Consider the following 20,025-nt stretch of genomic DNA (forward strand, 5'->3'; position numbering starts at 1 on the left):
GGCGGTCGCCGATCAACAGCGCCACCACGATCCCGGTGATGATGAACAGCGCGTACGCGCGAATGGGCAGGGGCCCAAGGTGCCAGACACCCTGCGGCGGGCTGGGAAAGTACGTCGGCAACGTCGTCATCGGGCGGACGCCTTCTGCCGGACGCCGGCGGCCAGTTCCTCGGTCAGTTCCCGCAGCGCGGGCAGGCCACCCGCACCGAGCGCCGACACCAGCGCCGAACCGACGATCACGCCGTCGGCGTAGCTGCCGATTTGGGCGGCCTGCTCGCGCGACCGCACCCCGAGGCCGACGCCGACGGGTATGTCGGACACCGCCTTCACGCGCTGCACCAACTCGGGCGCGGCCTGCGACACCGCGTCACGCGCCCCGGTGACGCCCATCGTGGAAGCGGCGTAGACGAATCCGCGTGACGCGTCGACGGTCATGGCCAACCGTTCCGGCGTCGACGACGGCGCGACGAGAAAAATGCGGTCCAACCGATGCTCCTCAGCTGCCGTCAGCCACTGCCCGGCTTCGTCGGGGATGAGGTCAGGAGTGATCAAGCCGTGCCCGCCGGCCGCCGCGAGGTCGCGCGCGAACGCGTCGACCCCGTAGCGCACCACGGGATTCCAATAGGTCATCACCACCGCGCGGCCGCCGGCCGCACTGATCGCCTCGACCGCGGCAAGCGTGTCCCGGACCCGCGCTCCGCCCTGCAGCGCGGCCTCCGTGGCGCGGGCGATGGTCGGGCCGTCCATGCCGGGGTCCGAGTAGGGCACGCCGACTTCGATGATGTCGCAACCGGATTCGACCAGGGCGAGCATTCCGTCCACCGAGCCCGGCACGTCGGGGTAGCCGGTGGGCAGGTAGCCGATCAGGGCCGCGCGATTCTCCTTGCGGCACATGTCGAAGACCGGCCCCAGCCTGCTGGCTTGCCTCTGCTGCACGCTCATCGCTCGCCGGGCCCCATCAGGCCGAACCATTTCGCGGCGGTCTCGACATCCTTGTCACCGCGGCCCGACAGGTTCACCACGATGATCGAGCCCTGCCCCAACTCGTGGCCCAGCTTGACCGCGCCCGCGACCGCGTGGGCCGATTCGATGGCCGGGATGATGCCCTCGGAGCGGCACAGCAGCGCGAACGCGTCCATCGCCTCCGCGTCGGTGATCGGCCGATATTCCGCGCGCCCGATCTCCTTGAGGTACGCGTGCTCGGGGCCCACGCCCGGATAATCGAGACCCGCTGAGATCGAATGCGATTCGATGGTCTGGCCGTCCTCGTCCTGCAGCAGGTAGGAGAACGACCCCTGGAAGGCCCCCGGCGAACCGCCGGCGAAAGTCGCGGCGTGCCTTCCGGTCTCGACGCCGTCCCCGGCCGCCTCGAAGCCCACCAGGCGCACCCCCGGATCGTCGATGAACGGGTGGAAGATGCCGATGGCGTTGGATCCACCGCCGACGCAGGCCACGACGGCGTCGGGCAACCGGCCCGCCTGGGCCTGGATCTGCACGCGCGCCTCCAACCCGATGATCCGCTGGAAATCGCGCACCATCGCGGGGAAAGGATGCGGCCCGGCGGCGGTGCCGAAGCAGTAGTAGGTGTTGTCGGCGTTGGTCACCCAGTCACGGAACGCCTCGTTGATGGCGTCTTTGAGCGTCTTGGATCCGCTCTCCACCGACACCACCTCGGCGCCCAGCAGTCGCATCCGTGCCACGTTGAGCGCCTGGCGCGCGGTGTCCACGGCGCCCATGTAGATGACGCACTCCAGGCCCAGCAGGGCGCACGCGGTGGCCGTGGCGACGCCGTGCTGCCCGGCCCCGGTCTCGGCGATGACCCGGTTCTTGCCCATCCTCTTGGCCAGCAGCGCCTGACCGAGGACGTTGTTGATCTTGTGAGAACCGGTGTGGTTCAAGTCTTCTCGCTTGAGGAAGATGCGCGCCGATCCAGCATGCTCGGACAGCCGGGTGGCCTCGTACAGCGGCGAAGGCCGGCCGGCGTAGTTGGCCTGCAAGTCGTCCAGGGTGTCCAGGAAATCGGGGTTGATGCGTTCCTTCTCGTAGGCGGCGGTGACCTCTTCGATCACCGCCATCAACGCCTCGGCCACGTAGCGGCCGCCATACACGCCGAAATGGCCACCAGCATCGGGTTCGTGGCTGGTGGGTTCGGCGACGGCTGCACTCGGAAGGGGAAGGTCCGGGCGGGACAGATTGACCATCACCAAGGCTCTACGCGGGGACGGCTCATGAGGTTCAACGTTTCAGCGCCGGGACTCTTCAAGTGACTTGACGACTAGCGAGACGGTTTCGGACAAGACGGGTGGGTCCCCGCGGTGACCAGGTCGGCGACCGCGGCGCGCGGGTCACCGCTTTTGACCAGACCCTCGCCGACCAAGACGGCGTCCGCACCCGCTCCGGCGTACGCCAACAGGTCGCCGGTGCCGCGGACCCCGGACTCGGCGATCCTGATCACGTTGCTCGGCAGCCCGGGAGCGATGCGCGCGAAGCAATCCCGGTCGACCTCCAGCGTCGCGAGATCGCGTGCGTTGACACCGATTACGTTGGCCCCGGCCTTCAGCGCCCGGTCGGCCTCCTCCTCGGTGTGCACCTCGACGAGGGCCGTCATGCCGAGTGATTCGGTGCGGTCCAACATCGACACCAACGCCGACTGGTCGAGCGCGGCAACGATGAGCAGCAGCATGTCGGCGCCGTGCGCGCGGGCTTCGTGGATCTGATACGGCTGCACGACAAAGTCTTTGCGCAAGACCGGGATCGAGACGGCCGCGCGAACCGCGTCCAGGTCGTCGAGCGATCCGTGAAAGCGCCGCTCCTCGGTCAAGACGCTGATGATCCGGGCACCACCGTCCTCGTACGCGCGGGCCAGCTTCGCCGGATCGGCAATGGTCGCCAGGGAACCCGCCGACGGACTGGCGCGCTTGACCTCGGCGATGACACCGATGCCGGGCTCGCGCAGGGCGGCCATCACATCGCGCGGCGGCGGCGCGGCGGCAGCGGCGGCTTTGATTTCGGAAAGGCTGATGAGGGCTTCGCGCGCCGCAACGTCGGCCCGGACTCCCTCGAGGATGGAGTCAAGCACGGTAGCCGGACTCATGCCTGTTGCTTCCCTTCGCGCCGTTACCCATCGTCACCCCGCGGCCAACCTGACAACCCTGAGCCGATTGCGACGACGTGAATGAAGGGTAGCGGCCCTCGGCTCGCGGCCCGTCACCGACCCTCGGTGTCCGAGTCGCGCGGCCGATCGATCGGGTCCCGCGTCGGGTCACAGCCCTCGTCAAGCGCGTCCCAGATCATCCGCTCCGACATTTTCGGCGTCTCCGGCTTCTCCAGCATCGCGCCATCGGCGTCGTCGCGGAGCGCATTTGAGCGGCGCGTCGCGGGCGCGGCGTACTTTTCCGCGCTCAACCGGGTCGCGCCGGCGTCGCCGGCCGACCGCAGCAACAGGACGGCCGCGACAAGGGTGCATGCGGCGGCGGCCACTGCGATGCCCGCGCCGACGTAGCGCCGCTCGCTGCCCACCAGCGACATCACGGCGACATGCGCCAGGTCGGCCCCGCGCACGGCGACGTCCGGCAGCGCCCACAGGCTGACCCCGAGATATCCGACCGCCAGGCTCGCCAGCGCCAGTAGCCCCGCCAGCACCCGCAGCGGCCAGCCGCGCACCGCGATCGCCGCCACGGCCGTCGCCAGCATGAGCACCGCCAACGGCAGCAGCGCCGTCGACCACGACGCGCCGGACAGCGTCACGTCGCGGGGCGGGCTCAGCCCGTCGAACGACCGGATCACCACCCACGGCAGCCGCGACGCCGCCCATAACGCCGCGGCGGACAGCACCAGCAACGCCTGCGCCACCCCGACGGACAGCCGCGCACGCCGCGGAGCCTCAGCCATGGTGGTCGGCATCCGGGGCGGTGAGGGTCTCGGCGGCGGCGATCGCGTTGAGCACCGCGCGCGCCTTGTTCGAGGCCTCGGTGTACTCGTACGGGCCGTTGGAGTCGGCCACCACCCCGCCGCCGGCCTGAACATAGGCCGTGCCGTCACGCATCAACGCGGTCCGGATCGCGATCGCGAAATCGGCGTTGCCGGCGAAGTCGAGGTAACCGACCACACCGCCGTAGAGCCCGCGCCGCGTCTTCTCCACCTCTTCGATCAGCTCCATGGCCCGCACCTTCGGCGCGCCCGAGAGCGTGCCGGCCGGAAAGCACGCCGTCACGGCGTCCAGGGCGGTCCGCCCCTCGGCGAGCATCCCGGTCACCGTCGACACCAGGTGCATGACGTGGCTGTAGCGCTCGATGTGGCTGTAGTCCTCGACGCGCACGGTGCCCGGCGCGCAGACGCGGCCAAGGTCGTTGCGCCCCAGGTCGACCAGCATCAGGTGCTCGGCGCGCTCCTTCTCGTCGGCGAGCAGTTCCTTTTCCAGCAGCTGGTCCTCTTCGTCGGTCTGCCCGCGCCACCGGGTTCCGGCGATCGGATGCGTCGTCGCCCAGCCGTCGTGCACGGTGACCAGCGCCTCAGGGCTGGAGCCGACGACCGAAAAGTCCGTTCCGCCACTGCCATCCGGGACGTGCAACAGGTACATGTAGGGGCTCGGATTGGTGACCCGCAGCATCCGGTACACGTCGATCGGATCGACGTCGGTGTCCATCTCGAAGCGCTGGGAGGGGACGACCTGGAACGCCTCGCCGGCGGCGATCTGCTCGACGAGGTAGTCGACGATCTTGCCGTATTCCTCGACGCTGCGCTGCGAGCGATACCGTGGCTCGGGCCTGTCGAACGTGGCGACCGTGGACGGCAGCGGCTGACCCAGCGCCGCGGTCATCACGTCCAGCCGGGCGACCGCGTCGTCGTAGGCCTGGTCGACGCGCTCGTCGGTGCCGTTCCAGTTCACCGCGTTGGCGATCAGCGTGATGGTGCCCTCGTGGTGGTCGACCGCGGCCACGTCGGTGGCCAGCAGCAGCAACATGTCCGGCAGGTGCAGGTCGTCGACCGCCAGCTCGGGTAACCGCTCCAGCCGCCGCACCATGTCGTAGGCGAACAGACCGACCATGCCGCCGGACAGCGGCGGCAGCCCGGGCAGCGCGCCGGTGGCCAGCAGCTCGCACGTGGCCCGCAGCGCGTGCAGCGGGTCGCCGCCGGTGGGCGCGTCCTGCGGCACGGCGCCCAACCACACCGCCTCGCCGTCGCGGACGGTCAGCGCCGACGGCGCACCGGCACCGATGAAGGACCAGCGCGACCAGGATCGGCCGTGCTCGGCCGATTCCAGCAGGAACGTGCCGGGGCGATTGGCGGCCAGTTTGCGGTAGGCCGACAGTGGTGTCTCGCTGTCGGCCAGCACCTTGCGGGTCACGGGAACCACGCGGTGCTCGGCCGCCAGCAGGCGAAAGTCCTCTCGTGAGGTCGTCTCGGCGAGGTGGGCGTGCACCGAACCATCCTCCCAGATGGGTCGCCGGGGCTCGCGTGCGTAGCGTCGGCTGCGCTTCCCTGGGGCCAAAACTCGCCGTGGCGTTACGCTCGCGGCATGAAAACTGGTGACACGGTCGAGGACTTCGAACTTCCCGATCAGACGGGCGCGCCGCGCAGGCTCAGCGAGCTGCTGTCCGGGGGGCCGGTGGTGCTGTTCTTCTACCCCGCCGCGATGACGCCCGGCTGCACCAAGGAGGCCTGTCACTTCCGGGACCTGGCCGCGGAATTCGCGGCCGTGGGCGCCAATCGGGTGGGCATCAGCGCCGATCCGGTCCAGAAGCAGGCCAAGTTCGCCGACATGCAGAAGTTCGACTACCCGCTGCTGTCGGACACCGAGGGCACGGTCGCCACGCAGTTCGGCGTCAAGCGCGGCCTGCTCGGCAAGCTGATGCCGGTCAAGCGAACCACCTTCGTCATCGACACCGATCGCACGGTGCTCAACGTGATTTCGAGCGAGTTCAGCATGGACACCCATGCCGACAAGGCGTTGGAGACACTGCGCGGCCGGTCAGCGGCTACGGGCTGACCGCCAGGAACACGTAGGCGGCGAGCAGCACCAGATGCAGCTCGCCCTGCAGCCGGGTGGCGCGCCCGGGAACGACCGTCAGCATGCTGATCACAACGGTCAGCGCCAGCAGCACCAGCTGGATGGGTCCCAGCCCGAGCACCAGCGGTCCCTTGAGCCAGATCGACGCCAGCGCGATCACCGGGATCGTGAGCCCGATGCTGGCCATCGCCGAGCCGTACGCCAGGTTCAGGCTGGTCTGGATCCGGCCCTGCCGCGCGGCCCGCGCGGCCGCCAGGGTCTCCGGCAGCAACACCAGCGTGGCGATCACCACGCCGACGAACGACTGCGGGAAGCCGACCGCGGTCACCGCGTGCTCGACGGCCGGCGACTCCTCCTCGGCCAGCCCGACCACCGCGACGAGGGCGACCAGCAGCAGCCCCAGGCTCCCCAGCGCGGCGCCGCGGCTCGGCGGCTCGGCATGGCTCTCGTCCTCGAAGAGCCGCTTCTTCTGGCCCTTCTGCGCGACCGGCAGGAAGAAGTCGCGGTGCCGCACCGTCTGCGTGAAGACGAAGACCAGGTACACCAGCAACGACGCGACCGCCGCGAACGCCAGCTGGCCCGGCGAGAATTCGCGGCCCACCTGGCTGGTGGTGAACGACGGCAGCACCAGGCTCAGCGTCGCCAGCGTGGTGACCGTGGCCAGCGCGGCGCCGCTGCCCTCGGCGTTGAAGAGCGTCACCCCGTAGCGCCGGGAGCCGAGCAGCAGCGACAGCCCCGCGATGCCGTTGGTGGTGATCATCGCCGCGGCGAAGACGGTGTCCCTGGCCAGCGTCGCGGCCTCGTTGCCCCCGGACGCCATCAGCGAGACGATGAGCGCCACCTCGATCACCGTCACCGCGGCCGCCAGGATCAGCGAGCCGAACGGCTCACCGGCCCGGGCCGCGACCACCTCCGCGTGGTGCACCGCCGCCAGCACGGAGCCGATGAGCAACGCCGCCACCAGCGCGACCAGCATCGGGCCCAGCTTCTCGCCCCAGATCACGGCCAGCACGGCGACGGCTAGCAGCGGCACGACCGCGGTCCACGACACCCGACTCAACATCGCCCGCCATTCTCATCCACGGCTCGCGACGCGGCGACTTCGGACCTCGGTCCCGATCCCCCGGCCCGTGCGACGACGATGCCCGACACCCTGAGCCGAAAGTCCTCGGACGTCCGCGACCAAAGCCCCTACGTTTGCGCGACGGCGTTTCATACGGTCGCAACATTCGCCTCGGCTTCACACGGGCTCGGCCGGACGGAAGTCAATACAGCCATATCCGAACGCTGAGCTCTCAGCGCGGCCGGAGCAAAAGGGGGAGCGGTGTTTGCTATCCATATCACCGCCGAAAGTGGCACCAATGGTCCGATTCCAAACCATCTCCGCAGTGCGAGAACCGAGGATCGCGACGCCTGGGTTTCCAAGGCGCTCTGCCGCACCGGCGACCCAGACGGGTTGTTCGTTCGCGGCGCCGCCCAGAGAAAGGCAGCGACGATCTGCCGGCACTGCCCAGTGGTCCTGGAGTGCGGCGCCGACGCGCTCGACAACCGGGTCGAGTGGGGCGTTTGGGGCGGCATGACGGAACGCCAGCGACGCACCCTGCTCAGGCAGCACTCCGACGTGGTGTCTTGGATCGACTTCCTGGCCGCCGCCCGGGCGCAGCGTCGCACCGCGATTTAGCAACCCGGGGCGCGCCGCCCGGGCATCAACCTACGACTCCGGTTGCAGCAGCAGGTCGGCGTCGAAGCAGCTGTGGTCGCCGGTGTGGCAGGCGCCGCCCACCTGGTCGACCGTCAGCAGCACGGTGTCCCCGTCGCAGTCCAGCCGCACCGAGTGCACGTATTGGGTGTGGCCGGACGTCGCGCCCTTGACCCACTGCTCGCCGCGCGACCGCGAAAAATAGGTCGCCTCACGGGTTGCCAGGGTGCGGGCCAGCGCCGCGTCGTCCATCCAGGCGACCATCAGCACGTCCCCGGTGCCGCGCTCCTGCGCGACGGCGGCGATCAGGCCTTCGGCGTTGCGCTTCAGCCGCGCGGCGATCTGCGGGTCGAGCGTCATCGCACCGTGATCCCTTCCGCGGCCATGGCGGCCTTCACCTGGCCGATGGTCAGCTCCCGGAAGTGAAAGACGCTGGCCGCCAGCACCGCATCGGCACCGGCGGCGACGGCGGGCGCGAAATGTTCGGCCGCGCCGGCACCGCCGCTGGCGATCACCGGCACCGTGACCGCCGAGCGCACCGCCCGCAGCATCGGCAGGTCGAACCCGGCCTTGGTGCCGTCGGCGTCCATCGAGTTCAGCAGGATCTCCCCGACGCCCAGATCGGCGCCGCGCGAAGCCCACTCGACGGCGTCGATCCCGGTCCCGCGGCGTCCGCCGTGCGTGGTGACCTCCCAGCCCGACGGTGTCGGCACCGACTCCGGGGGCACCGTGCGGGCGTCGACCGACAGCACGATGCATTGCGAACCGAATTGCCTTGCCATTTCTTCCAACAGGTCGGGGCGGGCGATCGCGGCGGTGTTGATCGAAACCTTGTCGGCCCCGGCACGCAGCAAGACGTCGACGTCGGCCACCGTGCGCACGCCGCCGCCGACGGTCAGCGGGATGAAGACCTGCTCGGCCGTGCGGCGCACCACGTCCAGCATCGTGGCCCGACCCGAGGAGGAGGCGGTGACGTCGAGAAAGGTGAGCTCGTCGGCGCCTTCGGCGTCGTAGGCGGCGGCGAGTTCGACGGGATCGCCCGCGTCGCGCAGGTTTTCGAAGTTGACCCCCTTGACCACCCGCCCGGCGTCGACGTCCAGGCACGGAATCACCCGCACCGCAAGCCCATTACCGGACGACATCTCAGAAGTCCTCCGGCCGGCCGGTGCTGCGCAGCACCTCGAGTATCTCGGCGTGGGCGCGGGGCCCGGCGGCCAGCGCGGAATCCGACGCGGGCGTCCACGGTTCGCCGTGGACGTCGGTGACGACGCCGCCCGCCGCCCGCACCAGCGCCACCCCGGCGGCGTGGTCCCACACGTGGCCGCCGAAACTGATCGAGCCGCCGAGAACCCCGTCGGCGACGTAGGCGAGGTCGAGTCCGGTGGAGCCGTGCATGCGCAATCGCGACGAGACCCGGCTCAGGTTCTCCAGCACGGCGATGCGATACCGCCCCGGGAACCGGCCCCGCGCGTCGGCGCTGAACGAGCCGGCACCGATCAGGGCGTCGGCCAGGTCGATATCGGCCAGGGGTGGTTGCGCGACACCGTTTTTCATCAGCGGACCGCCGACCACCGCGGTGTAGCGCTGGTCGACGAAGGGCAGCCAGGTCAGGCCCGCCACCGGGTCGCCGTGGTGCAGCAGGCCGAGCAGGATCCCCGCCATCGGCGACCCTGCCGCATAGTTGAACGTGCCGTCGACGGGGTCCAGCACCCACACCCACTCCGAGTCCACGTCGGCGCCGCCGTACTCCTCGCCGTGCACACCGATGCCGGTCGACTCTTCCAGCGCGCCGACCACCTGCCGCTCGATCGCGAGGTCGACGTCGGTGGCGAAGTCGTTGCCCTTCTTCTGGACCGCCGAATCGGCGCGGTGGCCGGCCAGGAACGGCTCGGTGGCGTCGTCGAGGATCGCCGAGGCCGTCCGTACCAACGCGTCCAGGTCCGCCACGGCGCTACCCCGCTACCGCGGCCAGGGCCTGTGGCAGCGTGAACCGCCCGGCGTAGAGGGCCTTGCCCACGATCGCGCCCTCGACCCCGCGGTCGGTCAGCGTCGCGATCGCGCGCAGGTCGTCCAGGCTCGACACGCCGCCGGAGGCGATCACCGGGGCATCGGTGCGGCCGGCGACGGCGGCCAGCAGGTCGAGGTTGGGGCCGCCCAGCGTGCCGTCCTTGGTGACGTCGGTGACGACGAACCGCGAACAGCCTTCGCCGTCAAGGCGTTCCAGGACCTCCCACAGGTCGCCGCCGTCGGTCTCCCAGCCGCGTCCGCGCAGCCGTTGCTGCCCGTCGACGGTCTGGACGTCCAGCCCGACCGCGACCTTCTCGCCGTGCTCGGCGATCGCGCGCGCGCACCACTGGGGGTTCTCCAGGGCCGCCGTGCCCAGGTTCACCCGGGCGCAGCCGGTGGCCAGCGCGGCGGCCAGCGAATCGTCGTCGCGAATGCCGCCGGACAGCTCCACCCGCACGTCGAGCTTGCCGACCACCTCGGCCAGCAGTTCGCGGTTGGAGCCGCGCCCGAACGCCGCGTCCAGGTCGACCAGGTGGATCCACTCCGCGCCGTCACGCTGCCAGCCCAGCGCCGCGTCCAGCGCCGAGCCGTACTCGGTTTCACTGCCCGCCTTGCCCTGCACCAGTCGCACGGCGCGGCCCTCGACCACGTCGACCGCGGGCAACAAGATCAACACATTCCCTCCCGAGCCGTTCTTCACAGAGCATCAATCCAGTTGCGCAGCACGGCCGCACCCGCGTCCCCACTCTTTTCCGGGTGAAACTGGGTGGCCGACAGCGGTCCTTGCTCGACGGCGGCCAGGAAGGGCACCCGGTGGGTGGCCCAGGTCAGCACGGCCTCGGGCGAGCCCTCCCAGCGCTGCGCGGCGTAGGAGTGCACGAAGTAGAAACGGGTGTCCGCGTCCAGCCCCTTGAACAGGGTCGTCCCTCCCCCGGCGTCGACCACGTTCCAGCCCATGTGCGGGATCACCGGCGCGTCCAGCCGGGTGACCTCCCCGGGCCACTGGCCGCAACCCGTTGTCTGGACGCCGAATTCGACGCCGCTGGCGAACAGGATCTGCATGCCCACGCAGACCCCCAGCACCGGATGCCCGGCGGCGACCCGGTCGGCGATGATGCGGTCGCCCTTGACCCTGCGCAGGCCGGTCATGCAGGCCTCGAAGGCCCCGACACCGGGCACCACCAGCCCGTCGGCGGCGGCCGCGGCGTCGGCGTCGGCGGTCACCTCGACCGACGCGCCCGCCCGCTGCAGCGCGCGCTGGGCCGACCGCAGGTTGCCCGAGCCGTAATCCAGGACGACGACGGATGGTTTTGTCACAGAACACCTTTGGTGGACGGCACGTCCGACACCCTGGGGTCGGGCTCTACGGCCTGGCGCAACGCGCGGGCCACCGCCTTGAATTGCGCTTCGGTGATGTGGTGCGGGTCGCGCCCGTACAGGACGCGTACGTGCAGCGCGATGCGGGCGTTCATGGCGAGCGACTCGAACACGTGCCGGTTGATCACGGTGTGGTACGGCACCGAGCTGCCGGCGATGGTGGTGTGCAGCAGGTGATCCGGCTCGCCGGTGTGCACGAAGTAGGGCCGGCCCGACACGTCTACGACGGCGTGGGCCAGCGTCTCGTCCATCGGGATGAAGGCGTCGCCGAACCGGCGGATACCCCGCTTGTCGCCGAGGGCCTGCCCCAGCGCCTGTCCGAGCGCGATCGCGGTGTCCTCGATGGTGTGGTGCCCCTCGATCTCCACGTCGCCCTTGGTGCGCACGGTCAGGTCGAAGCTGGCGTGGCTGCCCAGTGCCGTCAGCATGTGGTCGTAGAACGGCACACCGGTGTCGACGTGGACCTGGCCGCTGCCGTCGAGGTCGAGTTCGATGACGATGTCGGATTCCTTGGTGCGGCGCTCGATACGCGCGCGCCGGGTCGCAATGGTGGTCACGGGGCTCCTACTGGGGTGGCTGGTGCCAGTTCGGTGGCGGCGATCTGGGCGCTGGCCCGCAGGAAGGCGTCGTTCTCCTCGGCCAGCCCGGTCGTGGCGCGCAGGTAGCCGGGAATCCCGACGTCGCGGATCAACACGCCGGCGTCCAGGTAGCGCCGCCAGGCGGCCGGGGCGTCGGCGAACTGCCCGAACAGCACGAAATTCGCGTCGCTGGGAATCACCCGAAAACCCATGCCGCTCAACGCTTTCGTGACGCGTTCGCGTTCGGCGATCAGCGTGGCGACACTTCCCAGGGTGTCGTCGGCGTGGCGCAGCGCGGCGCGGGCCGCGGCCTGGGTGACGGACGAGAGGTGATACGGCAACCGCACCAGCAGCATCGCGTCGATCACCGCGGGGGTGGCGACCAGGTAGCCGAGCCGCCCGCCGGCGAAGGCGAACGCCTTGCTCATGGTGCGCGTGACGACGAGCTTGGTCGGATATTCGCGCACCAGCCCGACGGCGCTGGGCTCGGAGGAGAACTCGCCGTAGGCCTCGTCGACGATCAAGATGCCCGGCACCGCGTCGAGCAGGCGCCGCAGATCCGGCAGCGAAACGCTCTGCCCGGACGGGTTGTTGGGGCTCGCGATGAACACCACGTCAGGCCGGCGGTCGGCCACCGCGGCCACGGCCGCGTCGGCGTCGAGGCTGAAGTCGTCGGCGCGGACGCCCTCCAGCCACTCGGTGCGGGTGGCGTCGGAGATGATCGGGTGCATCGAGTAGGACGGGACGAACCCGATCGCGGTGCGCCCCGGCCCGCCGAACGCTTGCAGCAGCTGCTGCAGGATCTCGTTGGATCCGTTTGCCGCCCAGACGTTTTCGGGCCCGACGGGCACACCGGTCTGGATGGTGAGGTAGCCGGCCAGATCGCGGCGCAGGGCGGACGCGTCGCGATCGGGATAACGATGCAGGTCGGCGGCCGCCTCGGCCACCGACCGCACCACGTCGTCCACCAGCGCCGGGCTGGGCGGGTGCGGGTTCTCGTTGGTGTTCAGCCGCACCGGGACGGCCAATTGCGGTGCGCCGTACGGCGATTTGCCACGCAGGTCCTCGCGCAGGGGTAGGTCGTCGAGCGTCGGCTCCCGCGGTTCGGTCATCGCTCGAACCTCCGCCGAATCGCCTCGCCGTGCGCCGGCAGGTCTTCGGCCTTGGCCAACGTGACCACGTGCCCGGAGACGTCCTTGAGCGCGGCCTCGGTGTAGTCGACCACGTGGATGCCCCGCAGGAAGGTCTGAACGGACAGTCCGCTGGAGTGCCGGGCCGAGCCCGCGGTCGGCAGCACGTGGTTGGATCCGGCGCAGTAGTCGCCGAGGCTCACCGGCGAGTAGGGGCCCACGAAAATGGCTCCGGCCGAACGGATTCGGGCGGCCACCGCCGGGGCGTCGGCGGTCTGGATCTCCAGGTGCTCGGCGGCGTAGGCGTTGACCACCCGGACGGCGGCGTCCAGGTCGTCGACCAGGATGATCGCCGACTGGCGGCCACCGAGCGCGGCGGCCACCCGGTCGCGGTGCACCGTCGTGCGCAGCTGCGCGGCCACCTCGGCGGCGGTCGCGGCGGCCAGGTCCTCGCTGGGCGTGACCAGCACGCTGCCCGCCATCTCGTCGTGTTCGGCCTGGCTGATCAGGTCGGCGGCCACGTGGGTCGGGTCGGCGGTGTGGTCGGCGAGGATGGCGATCTCGGTGGGCCCGGCCTCGGCGTCGATGCCCACCCGGGAGCGGCACAGCCGCTTGGCGGCGGTGACGTAGATGTTGCCGGGCCCGGTGATCATGTCGACCGGCGCGAGGTCAGAGCCGTCCATATCGGTTCCGCCGTAGGCCAGCAGCGCGACCGCCTGCGCGCCGCCGACGGCCCACACCTCGTCGACCCCGAGCAGGCGCGCGGCCGCGAGGATCGTCGGGTGCGGCAGTCCGTCGTAGCGGGCCTGCGGCGGGCTGGCCACCACCAGCGAGCCGACACCGGCGGTCTGCGCCGGCACCACGTTCATCACCACGCTCGACGGGTAGACCGCGTTGCCGCCCGGCACGTACAGGCCGACCCGCTCGACGGGGACCCACCGCTCGGTGACCGTCGCGCCCGGGCCCAGGGTGGTCGTGACGTCGGCGCGGCGCTGGTCTGCGTGCACGGCGCGGGCGCGTTCGATCATCACCCGCAGGGCCTCGACGACGTCGGGATCCAGGCCGGCCAGCGCCGCCTCCAGCGCGGCCCCGGGCACCCGGACGGCCGCGGGCCGCACCCCGTCGAACGACGCCCCGTACTCGAGCGCCGCCTCGGCGCCACGCTCGGCCACGTCCTGCACGATCGGCCGCACCTTGGGCAAGACGCTCTCCACGTCGGCGCCCCCGCGTGGCAGCGCGGACCGCAATCGGGCAGCCGTCAGTTCGACGCCCCGCAGGTCGATGCGGGCCATCACGGGTGCTGAAGCGGTACTCATTGCCTCCATTGTCCCAGAGCAGCTCAAGTTGTTATCCGACCGGTACAGTGCCCGTGAAAGGCCCACACGACTCAGGGAGCCGTCATGTCCGCGAAGGATCACCCCAATAACGCTCCAGGCGTCCCGATGGTGTTCCCGCCCTGGTTCGAGCGCTTCCAGATCAAGTATTTCAATCCCGCGGTCAAGCCGATCGCCCGCTTTCTGCCCGGGACCGCGACCATCAAGCATCGCGGCCGCACCTCCGGCACCCCGTACGAGACGATCATCACCCCGTACCGCAAGGGCAACGTGCTGGCGATCGCGCTCGGCCACGGCAAGACGAACTGGGTCAAGAACGTGCTGGCGGCCGGTGAGGCCGACGTTCAGTTCGGCCGCAACCGCGTGGTGCACATCACCAACCCGCGCATCCTGCCGGCCGGCACCGAGGGTCCCGACGCCGAACGGCTGCCGCGGATGGCCCGGATGCAGCTGCGCCGCATCGGCGTGTTCGTCGGCGACATCGCCTGAGACCCGGGCCCGCTGTTGCGGCGGCGTTCGCGGCTTTTTCTTGCGTTGACAGCTTCTGGCGTGCGCGCACGGCTTTGCGCGTGCGCTCATGGCGGCGACACGCGGCCGGGACCCGCCCTGGGCGCACGCCCGACGCCCGGAATGCACGCCCGACGGCGCTACGCGCGGGTGAAGACGGTCTTTCCGGTCATCGTCGGCCAGGCCGAGGGGGCGTCTTCCCACGCGACGACGCGGTCGACCGCCGGCGACACGTCCAGGCCGCCCGCGAGCAGGTCGAGCACCCGCGGGATCACCGTGCGCGCGCTGACGCGGCCGGTGACGAACCGCACGCCGCGTGAGTACATCGGCAGCAACGGCATCTCGACTTTGTATTCGGGGTAGATCCCGGTGTCGGTGCACACGCCGTCCGGCCAGGTGGCGCGCAGCGTCGCCGCCAGCAGGGTCGCATCGCTGGTGGTGTGCACGGTGACCGGGTAAGCGCCCCACGACTTGTCGGGTTTGGCGGCATCATGGACCACCGCGCCGAGCTTCTCGGCGGCGGCCAGCCGCTGCGGGTCGGTGTCGACGTAGTCGACGTGGGCCCCGAGCGCCGCGGCGATCGCGGCGGAATACAGGCCGATCGACAGCCGTCCGAGGACCAGGACGCGGCGATCGACGGGATCGAGCGTGTCCAGCTCCGCAGCGAACGGCCCGACGGTGCGCCAGCCGTCGGGAATGTTGTCCGACAGGGACGCGATCGAAACCGGGTCGACGGCGTCCGGAAACGGGATGAGCATCGCATCGGCGTACGGAACCAGCACCAGGTCCGACATGAACCCGCCGCCGTCCAGGCCGGCGATCGGCGCCATCCCGTAGGCCGCCATGAACGGCACCGCGCTGCACGAGCCGGTCACGCCGCGGCGGCATTCGCGGCAATCGCCGCAGTTGATCTGAAACGGCACCACGACGCGGTCGCCCACCCGGACGCCCGTGACGTCGTCGCCCACGGCGACGACCTCGGCCAGCCCTTCGTGCCCGACCGCATACCCCGGCGGCAACGGCAGCCGCCCGTTGCACACCGCGACGTCGAGGTCGCAACACGCCACCGCCAGCGGCCGCACCAGCGCCTGCCCGGGCGCGGTGATCTGCGGTTCGGGCACCTCGCGCCACGCGTAGCGCCCGGCTTCCTCGTACGTCAGCTGCCTCATCTCTGCATTCTTGAGTGATCACTCAAGTAAAGTCAATAGCATGCCGAGACCCGACCGCAGCCGCGCCGCGTTGGTCGAGACGGCCGCCACGCTGTTTCGCCGCCAGGGCTACGCGGCGACCGGGCTGAACCAGATCCTCGACGAGGCCGGCGTCAAACCCGGTTCGCTGTATCACCACTTCCCCCGGGGCAAGCAGCAACTGGCCGCGGCGGTCGTCGAAGCCGAAGGCACCGGCATCGAGCAGCTGCTGCGCCGATTCCTGGCGACCGGCCGGCCCGCGGCCGACATCGTCGACCGCTGGATCGACCTGCTGGCGGCCGGGTTGGCCGGCGACCGGCGCGACGGCTGCCCGATCGAACCGATCGCGACCGAGTCGGTGCACGCGAGCCCACTGGTGCGCGAGGCGTCGGCGCGCGCCTTCAGGGGCTGGTGCGCGGCGGTCGAGCAGCGGCTGCGCTCCGACGGCTGGTCCGAGGCAAAGGCCGAACAGGTTGCGCTGGCGGTGATCTCGCTGATCGAGGGCGCACTGATCCTGTCCCGGATCTCCGGTGACGCGGGCGCGCTGGAAGCCGCCAAGCCCGCCGCGCGGACGCTGCTGACGATGCGGATGTGAAGACTGTGACACCGGTGTCAAATCCGTTCGCGAGCAAGGACTTAGGACCCTACGGCGGCGCGCGGCGCGGCGAGACGATGACAGGTGCACAACCAACCCCTTGAGCAGAAAGGATCTCCCCATGGCCGACAACGACCTGACCGCCCGGTTCGAAAAAATCTCCACCGCCGCCAGGGAGGCCAACGACAAGGTGCGTGCCGCGGCGCAGCAGGCCCGTGAACAGGTCCAGGCGGACGCGGCCCACGCCCGCGACAGGGCAGACCAAGCCGCCGACCATTTGCAAGACCGGGCCTCAGCCGCTGACGATGACGCGTCGAAGCACTGGCGGGAAATCGCCGAGAAATGGAAGTCTCACGTCGCCAAGATCCGCAAAGACCTGGCCGAGAAGAATGCCCAGCACGAAGCCAAGGAGATGGACGCCTACGCCAACATGGCCATCGGCTACGCACTCGATACCATCGATTTCGCCGAGGCCGCCGTCTATGAAGCGGAATGTGCTGTGCTCGAAGCTCTTTCGGCACGCTCGGCCGCCGACGCGTTGGCGCGGGGATGACCGGCCGGTAAGTCCTACATGTCCAGGCCGATGTCGAGCGCGCGCACCGAGTGTGTCAGCGCGCCGACGGCCAGGTAGTCCACCCCGGTCGCTGCGTACGTGGCGGCGTTCTGAAGGCTGAGCCCGCCGGACGATTCGAGCAGCACCGCGGGGGCGCGCGCGTCGCGCCGCTGCACGGCCATCTGCGTCTGCCATACCGGGAAGTTGTCCAGCAGCACCAGTTCGGGCTTTTCGGCGAGCACCTCGTCGAGCTGTTCGAGGGAGTCCACCTCGACCTCGCACGGCAGGTCGGGCGCGGCGTCGCGCACCGCCCGCAGCGCGCCGACCACCGATCCCGCGGCCACCACATGGTTGTCTTTGATGAGCGCCGCGTCCCCCAGCCCCAGCCGGTGGTTGACACCCCCGCCGGCCCGCACCGCGTATTTCTGCAGCGCGCGCAGGCCCGGCAACGTCTTGCGGGTGTCGCGGATCTTGGCCTTGGTGCCGTCCACGGCCTCGACCCACGCCGCCGTCGTGGTGGCGATGCCCGACAGGTGACAGACCAGGTTCAGCATGGTCCGCTCGGCGGTCAGCAGGCCGCGGGTATCGGCGCGCACGGTCAGCACCGGCTCGCCGGGCTGCAGCCGAGCGCCGTCCTCGACGGCGTGCACCACCTCGTAGCCGCCGGCGAGGACGGCGTCGAGGACCAGCAGGGCGACCTCCACGCCCGCGATCACGCCGGGCTGCCGGGGCACCATCGACGCCGTGGCCACCGCGCCGGCGGGCACGGTCGCGAGCGTGGTGACGTCGGGCCCGTAGCGCAGGTCCTCTTCCAGCGCGCGCCGAATGATGTCCTGTGCGGCACTCCGTTCGTCGGGAAGCATCATCAGCCCACCGCCGCCAGCGCCTCCACCAGCACCGAGTTCCGGTCGTCGGCCAGCCGCAGCACGCTGCTGCGGCCCTGTTCGGGTGCGGGGTCCGGGTATTCCGCGCGGTGATGGCAGCCCCGGCTCTCATTGCGGGCCAGGGCCGCCGCGGTCACCGCGCGGGCGGCGACGGCCAGCGCCACGTCCTCGAAATCGCGGCGGCCGGCGATGACGCGCGCCGGCGCACCCGCCAGCGCGTCGGACAGCCGCGTCAGCCCGGCGGCGTCGCGCACCACCGAGGCGTCGCGGCTCATCGTGGCCTGCAGTTCGGGGCGCTCGGGCGCGGTGTGGGCGCTGGGCTCGGGTGCGACCGCGCGGGTGCGGCCCGCCGCCCTCGCGTGCGCGGCCGCGGCCCTGCCGGCTCGGCCCCCCACCACCAGGCCTTCCAGCAGGCTGTTGGACGCCAGCCGGTTGGCGCCGTGCATGCCGGTGCGCGCCACCTCGCCGGCGGCGAACAGGCCCGGGAGTTCGGTCTGCCCGTGCACGTCGGTGACGACGCCGCCGCAGCTGTAATGCGCCCCCGGCACGACCGGGATGGGTTGGCGGACGGGGTCGATGCCGGCGGCCCGGCACGCCGCGGTCACCGTAGGGAAGCGGGCCGCGAAACCGGCGATGCCGCGGGCGTCGAGGAAGACGCACGGGTCGCCGGTGGCCTTCAGCCGCGTGTCGATGGCCGCGGCGACGACGTCCCGCGGCGCCAGGTCACCCATCGGGTGGACGCCGGCGGTGACCGAATTGCCTTGCCGGTCAACCAGTATGGCGCCCTCACCGCGGATGGCCTCGGTGACCAGCGGCCGCCGGCCGCCTGCCGCGCCGGCGTACAGCATCGTGGGGTGGAACTGGATGAACTCCAGGTCGCTGACCGCGACACCGGCCCACAACGCCAGCGCGATGCCGTCGCCGGTGGAGCCGTCCGGATTGGTCGTCGCGCCGTAGAGGTGCCCGAGCCCGCCGGAGGCCAGGATGACCGCCGGCGCGTGGACGATGCCGTAGCCGTCCGGGTTGCCGACGGAGACGCCGGTCACCGCGGCTCCGTCGTGCAGCACGCGCAGGCCGACGTGACCGGTGCGGATGTCCAGCAGCCGGGCGGCGTGGTCGAGCGCTCGCTGCACCTCGGCACCGGTGGCGTCGCCGCCGGCGTGCACGATCCGCCGCCGGGAGTGCCCGCCCTCGCGCGTGACGTCCCAGCGGCCGGGCGCCGCCTCGTCGAATCGCGCTCCGGCGCCGACCAATTCGGACACCGCACGATAGCCGTCGGCGACGATCGAGGTCACCGCGTCGGGATCGCACAGGCCGGCGCCCGCGGTCACGGTGTCGGCGACATGGGCCTCGACGGAATCGTCGTTGTCGGGCAGGACCACGGCGATGCCGCCCTGGGCGTAGTGGGTCGCGGTCACCCCGCGCGCCTGGTCGGCCTTGCTCAGCACGACGACGCTGCGGCCGGCGCGGTGGGCGGCCAGCGCCGCGGCCAATCCCGCGACACCGGTGCCGATGACGACGACGTCAGCGCTGTGCGTCCAGGCCGGGCGGACGATCATTCACCACCGCCCGGCTGGCCGATCTCGATCATTCGCTGCACGCTGCGGCGGCCGGCCGCCGCGATCTCCGGGTCGACGTCGACTTCGTCGGCCCCGTCGACCAGGCAGCGCAGCAGCGCCGCCGGCGTGATCATCTTCATGTACTTGCACGATGCCCGGTCGTTGACCGCGCGGAAGTCGACTTGCGGTGCGGCCCGGCGCAATTGGTGCAGCATGCCGACCTCGGTGGCGACCAGCACCTTGCGGGCGTGCGTTTGATGCGCCGCGTCGAGCATGCCGCCGGTGGACAGGATCTTGACCCGGTCCGCCGGGAAGGCGCCCTCGCCCGCGAGGTACAACGCCGAAGTGGCGCAACCGCATTCGGGGTGCACGTAGAGCTCGGCCTCGGGGTTCGCACGGGCCTGCTCGGAGAGCTCGTCGCCGTTGATGCCGGCGTGCACGTGGCACTCACCGGCCCACACGTGCAGGTTGGTGCGGCCGGTTACCCGGCGGACGTGCGCACCCAGGAACTGGTCCGGGCAGAACAGCACCTCGCGGTCGGGGTCGATGGATGCGACCACGTCGACGGCGTTGGACGAGGTGCAGCAGATGTCGGTGAGCGCCTT

Annotated in this window: 23 protein-coding genes and 1 pseudogene; 5 read left to right on the forward strand and 19 right to left on the reverse strand. The window is 70.9% G+C overall.

All coding sequences use genetic code 11. The features are described from left to right. The 6 genes and pseudogenes from A9X05_RS31420 to A9X05_RS26535 all read right to left on the reverse strand — a co-directional run. Positions 1-130 (reverse strand): annotated as a pseudogene (locus A9X05_RS31420) (prolipoprotein diacylglyceryl transferase); the annotation flags it as partial. Then, complete coding sequence (gene trpA / locus A9X05_RS26515; RefSeq protein WP_067785121.1) at positions 127-942, reverse strand: tryptophan synthase subunit alpha; 816 nt, start codon at positions 940-942, stop codon at positions 127-129. The gene trpA and the pseudogene A9X05_RS31420, both read right to left, overlap by 4 nt. Continuing rightward, entirely contained in the window at positions 939-2,204 is a 1,266-nt protein-coding gene (gene trpB, locus A9X05_RS26520) for a tryptophan synthase subunit beta (protein WP_197499212.1), read from the reverse strand. The genes trpA and trpB overlap by 4 nt, the downstream gene beginning before the upstream one ends. Positions 2,205-2,275: 71 nt before the next feature. Beyond that, on the reverse strand, positions 2,276-3,094 hold the full coding sequence (gene trpC / locus A9X05_RS26525; RefSeq protein ID WP_055404126.1) for an indole-3-glycerol phosphate synthase TrpC: 819 nt from the start codon (positions 3,092-3,094) through the stop codon (positions 2,276-2,278). A gap of 113 nt (positions 3,095-3,207) precedes the next feature. Then, positions 3,208-3,891 (reverse strand): TIGR02234 family membrane protein, encoded by a 684-nt coding sequence (locus A9X05_RS26530; protein ID WP_082971071.1) that lies wholly within the window; start codon positions 3,889-3,891, stop codon positions 3,208-3,210. Then, on the reverse strand, positions 3,884-5,422 hold the full coding sequence (locus A9X05_RS26535) for an anthranilate synthase component I (RefSeq protein WP_067785128.1): 1,539 nt from the start codon (positions 5,420-5,422) through the stop codon (positions 3,884-3,886). The genes A9X05_RS26530 and A9X05_RS26535 overlap by 8 nt, the downstream gene beginning before the upstream one ends. A 96-nt stretch (positions 5,423-5,518) precedes the next feature. Between A9X05_RS26535 and A9X05_RS26540 the strand changes: the two genes are divergently transcribed. Next, entirely contained in the window at positions 5,519-5,989 is a 471-nt protein-coding gene (locus tag A9X05_RS26540; RefSeq protein WP_067748022.1) for a peroxiredoxin, read from the forward strand. On the opposite strand, the gene A9X05_RS26545 is transcribed toward A9X05_RS26540, so the two are convergent. Then, the gene (locus tag A9X05_RS26545) at positions 5,979-7,073 is read right to left on the reverse strand and encodes a calcium:proton antiporter (protein ID WP_067748024.1); all 1,095 of its coding nucleotides are present in this window, start codon (positions 7,071-7,073) and stop codon (positions 5,979-5,981) included. The two genes, A9X05_RS26540 and A9X05_RS26545, sit on opposite strands and share 11 nt — an antisense overlap. A 261-nt stretch (positions 7,074-7,334) precedes the next feature. On the opposite strand from A9X05_RS26545, the gene A9X05_RS26550 reads away from it, so the two are divergent. Beyond that, entirely contained in the window at positions 7,335-7,691 is a 357-nt protein-coding gene (locus A9X05_RS26550; RefSeq protein ID WP_082971070.1) for a WhiB family transcriptional regulator, read from the forward strand. Between the two features lie 30 nt (positions 7,692-7,721). Here A9X05_RS26550 and hisI read toward each other — a convergent pair whose 3' ends face one another. Genes hisI through hisD form a run of 8 tightly spaced genes read right to left on the reverse strand, consistent with a single transcriptional unit; the run spans position 7,722 to position 14,096 of the window. Further along, positions 7,722-8,069 carry a phosphoribosyl-AMP cyclohydrolase gene (gene hisI, locus A9X05_RS26555; RefSeq protein ID WP_067785131.1) on the reverse strand — a complete coding sequence of 116 codons (348 nt, stop codon included), beginning with the start codon at positions 8,067-8,069 and terminating at the stop codon, positions 7,722-7,724. Next, complete coding sequence (gene hisF, locus A9X05_RS26560; RefSeq protein ID WP_067748028.1) at positions 8,066-8,851, reverse strand: imidazole glycerol phosphate synthase subunit HisF; 786 nt, start codon at positions 8,849-8,851, stop codon at positions 8,066-8,068. Before hisF ends, hisI begins: the two co-directional genes overlap by 4 nt. A 1-nt stretch (position 8,852) precedes the next feature. Then, a complete protein-coding gene (locus A9X05_RS26565) occupies positions 8,853-9,656 on the reverse strand; it encodes an inositol monophosphatase (protein ID WP_067785134.1) in 804 nt (267 codons plus the stop codon). 4 nt (positions 9,657-9,660) lie between these two features. Then, entirely contained in the window at positions 9,661-10,392 is a 732-nt protein-coding gene (gene priA / locus A9X05_RS26570; protein WP_067748032.1) for a bifunctional 1-(5-phosphoribosyl)-5-((5-phosphoribosylamino)methylideneamino)imidazole-4-carboxamide isomerase/phosphoribosylanthranilate isomerase PriA, read from the reverse strand. A 20-nt stretch (positions 10,393-10,412) separates the two neighbouring features. Beyond that, entirely contained in the window at positions 10,413-11,033 is a 621-nt protein-coding gene (gene hisH, locus A9X05_RS26575; RefSeq protein WP_067748034.1) for an imidazole glycerol phosphate synthase subunit HisH, read from the reverse strand. After that, a complete protein-coding gene (gene hisB, locus A9X05_RS26580; RefSeq protein ID WP_067748036.1) occupies positions 11,030-11,650 on the reverse strand; it encodes an imidazoleglycerol-phosphate dehydratase HisB in 621 nt (206 codons plus the stop codon). Before hisB ends, hisH begins: the two co-directional genes overlap by 4 nt. Further along, positions 11,647-12,783 carry a histidinol-phosphate transaminase gene (locus A9X05_RS26585; RefSeq protein WP_067785137.1) on the reverse strand — a complete coding sequence of 379 codons (1,137 nt, stop codon included), beginning with the start codon at positions 12,781-12,783 and terminating at the stop codon, positions 11,647-11,649. The genes hisB and A9X05_RS26585 overlap by 4 nt, the downstream gene beginning before the upstream one ends. Beyond that, positions 12,780-14,096 carry a histidinol dehydrogenase gene (hisD, locus tag A9X05_RS26590; protein ID WP_156737010.1) on the reverse strand — a complete coding sequence of 439 codons (1,317 nt, stop codon included), beginning with the start codon at positions 14,094-14,096 and terminating at the stop codon, positions 12,780-12,782. The genes A9X05_RS26585 and hisD overlap by 4 nt, the downstream gene beginning before the upstream one ends. Positions 14,097-14,201: 105 nt before the next feature. On the opposite strand from hisD, the gene A9X05_RS26595 reads away from it, so the two are divergent. Further along, positions 14,202-14,624: a nitroreductase family deazaflavin-dependent oxidoreductase gene (locus tag A9X05_RS26595; protein ID WP_055404207.1), complete on the forward strand. Its 423-nt coding sequence runs from the start codon at positions 14,202-14,204 to the stop codon at positions 14,622-14,624. Positions 14,625-14,782: 158 nt separating this feature from the next. Here A9X05_RS26595 and A9X05_RS26600 read toward each other — a convergent pair whose 3' ends face one another. After that, a complete protein-coding gene (locus tag A9X05_RS26600; RefSeq protein ID WP_067785143.1) occupies positions 14,783-15,811 on the reverse strand; it encodes an alcohol dehydrogenase catalytic domain-containing protein in 1,029 nt (342 codons plus the stop codon). Between the two features lie 40 nt (positions 15,812-15,851). On the opposite strand from A9X05_RS26600, the gene A9X05_RS26605 reads away from it, so the two are divergent. Both A9X05_RS26605 and A9X05_RS26610 read left to right on the forward strand, forming a co-directional pair. Then, entirely contained in the window at positions 15,852-16,424 is a 573-nt protein-coding gene (locus tag A9X05_RS26605) for a TetR/AcrR family transcriptional regulator (protein WP_067785147.1), read from the forward strand. Between the two features lie 121 nt (positions 16,425-16,545). Then, positions 16,546-16,977, forward strand: coding sequence for a hypothetical protein (locus A9X05_RS26610; protein WP_067748048.1), 432 nt, complete (start codon positions 16,546-16,548; stop codon positions 16,975-16,977). Positions 16,978-16,991: 14 nt separating this feature from the next. Here A9X05_RS26610 and nadC read toward each other — a convergent pair whose 3' ends face one another. From nadC to nadA, 3 genes are all read right to left on the reverse strand, one after another. Then, positions 16,992-17,843 (reverse strand): carboxylating nicotinate-nucleotide diphosphorylase, encoded by an 852-nt coding sequence (gene nadC / locus A9X05_RS26615; protein ID WP_067748050.1) that lies wholly within the window; start codon positions 17,841-17,843, stop codon positions 16,992-16,994. After that, positions 17,843-19,417, reverse strand: a complete 1,575-nt coding sequence (locus A9X05_RS26620; protein WP_197499213.1) for an L-aspartate oxidase — start codon at positions 19,415-19,417, stop codon at positions 17,843-17,845. Before A9X05_RS26620 ends, nadC begins: the two co-directional genes overlap by 1 nt. Further along, positions 19,417-20,025, reverse strand: a 609-nt coding sequence (gene nadA / locus A9X05_RS26625) for a quinolinate synthase NadA (protein ID WP_197499211.1), incomplete at its 5' end; no start/stop codon positions are given. The genes nadA and A9X05_RS26620, both read right to left, overlap by 1 nt.

Source organism: Mycobacterium sp. E3298 (assembly GCF_001666895.1).
Classification (GTDB): domain Bacteria; phylum Actinomycetota; class Actinomycetes; order Mycobacteriales; family Mycobacteriaceae; genus Mycobacterium.

Coding starts and splice junctions, on each gene's coding strand:
- hisF (WP_067748028.1), bottom strand. CDS start 8,851: ATGTCGTCCGGTAATGGGCTTGCGGTGCGGGTGATTCCGTGCCTGGAC.
- A9X05_RS26545 (WP_067748024.1), bottom strand. CDS start 7,073: ATGTTGAGTCGGGTGTCGTGGACCGCGGTCGTGCCGCTGCTAGCCGTC.
- A9X05_RS26600 (WP_067785143.1), bottom strand. CDS start 15,811: ATGAGGCAGCTGACGTACGAGGAAGCCGGGCGCTACGCGTGGCGCGAG.
- trpC (WP_055404126.1), bottom strand. CDS start 3,094: ATGAGTCCGGCTACCGTGCTTGACTCCATCCTCGAGGGAGTCCGGGCC.
- trpA (WP_067785121.1), bottom strand. CDS start 942: ATGAGCGTGCAGCAGAGGCAAGCCAGCAGGCTGGGGCCGGTCTTCGAC.
- A9X05_RS26595 (WP_055404207.1), top strand. CDS start 14,202: ATGTCCGCGAAGGATCACCCCAATAACGCTCCAGGCGTCCCGATGGTG.
- A9X05_RS26605 (WP_067785147.1), top strand. CDS start 15,852: ATGCCGAGACCCGACCGCAGCCGCGCCGCGTTGGTCGAGACGGCCGCC.
- A9X05_RS26610 (WP_067748048.1), top strand. CDS start 16,546: ATGGCCGACAACGACCTGACCGCCCGGTTCGAAAAAATCTCCACCGCC.
- nadC (WP_067748050.1), bottom strand. CDS start 17,843: ATGATGCTTCCCGACGAACGGAGTGCCGCACAGGACATCATTCGGCGC.
- A9X05_RS26530 (WP_082971071.1), bottom strand. CDS start 3,891: ATGGCTGAGGCTCCGCGGCGTGCGCGGCTGTCCGTCGGGGTGGCGCAG.
- hisI (WP_067785131.1), bottom strand. CDS start 8,069: ATGACGCTCGACCCGCAGATCGCCGCGCGGCTGAAGCGCAACGCCGAA.
- A9X05_RS26540 (WP_067748022.1), top strand. CDS start 5,519: ATGAAAACTGGTGACACGGTCGAGGACTTCGAACTTCCCGATCAGACG.
- A9X05_RS26585 (WP_067785137.1), bottom strand. CDS start 12,783: ATGACCGAACCGCGGGAGCCGACGCTCGACGACCTACCCCTGCGCGAG.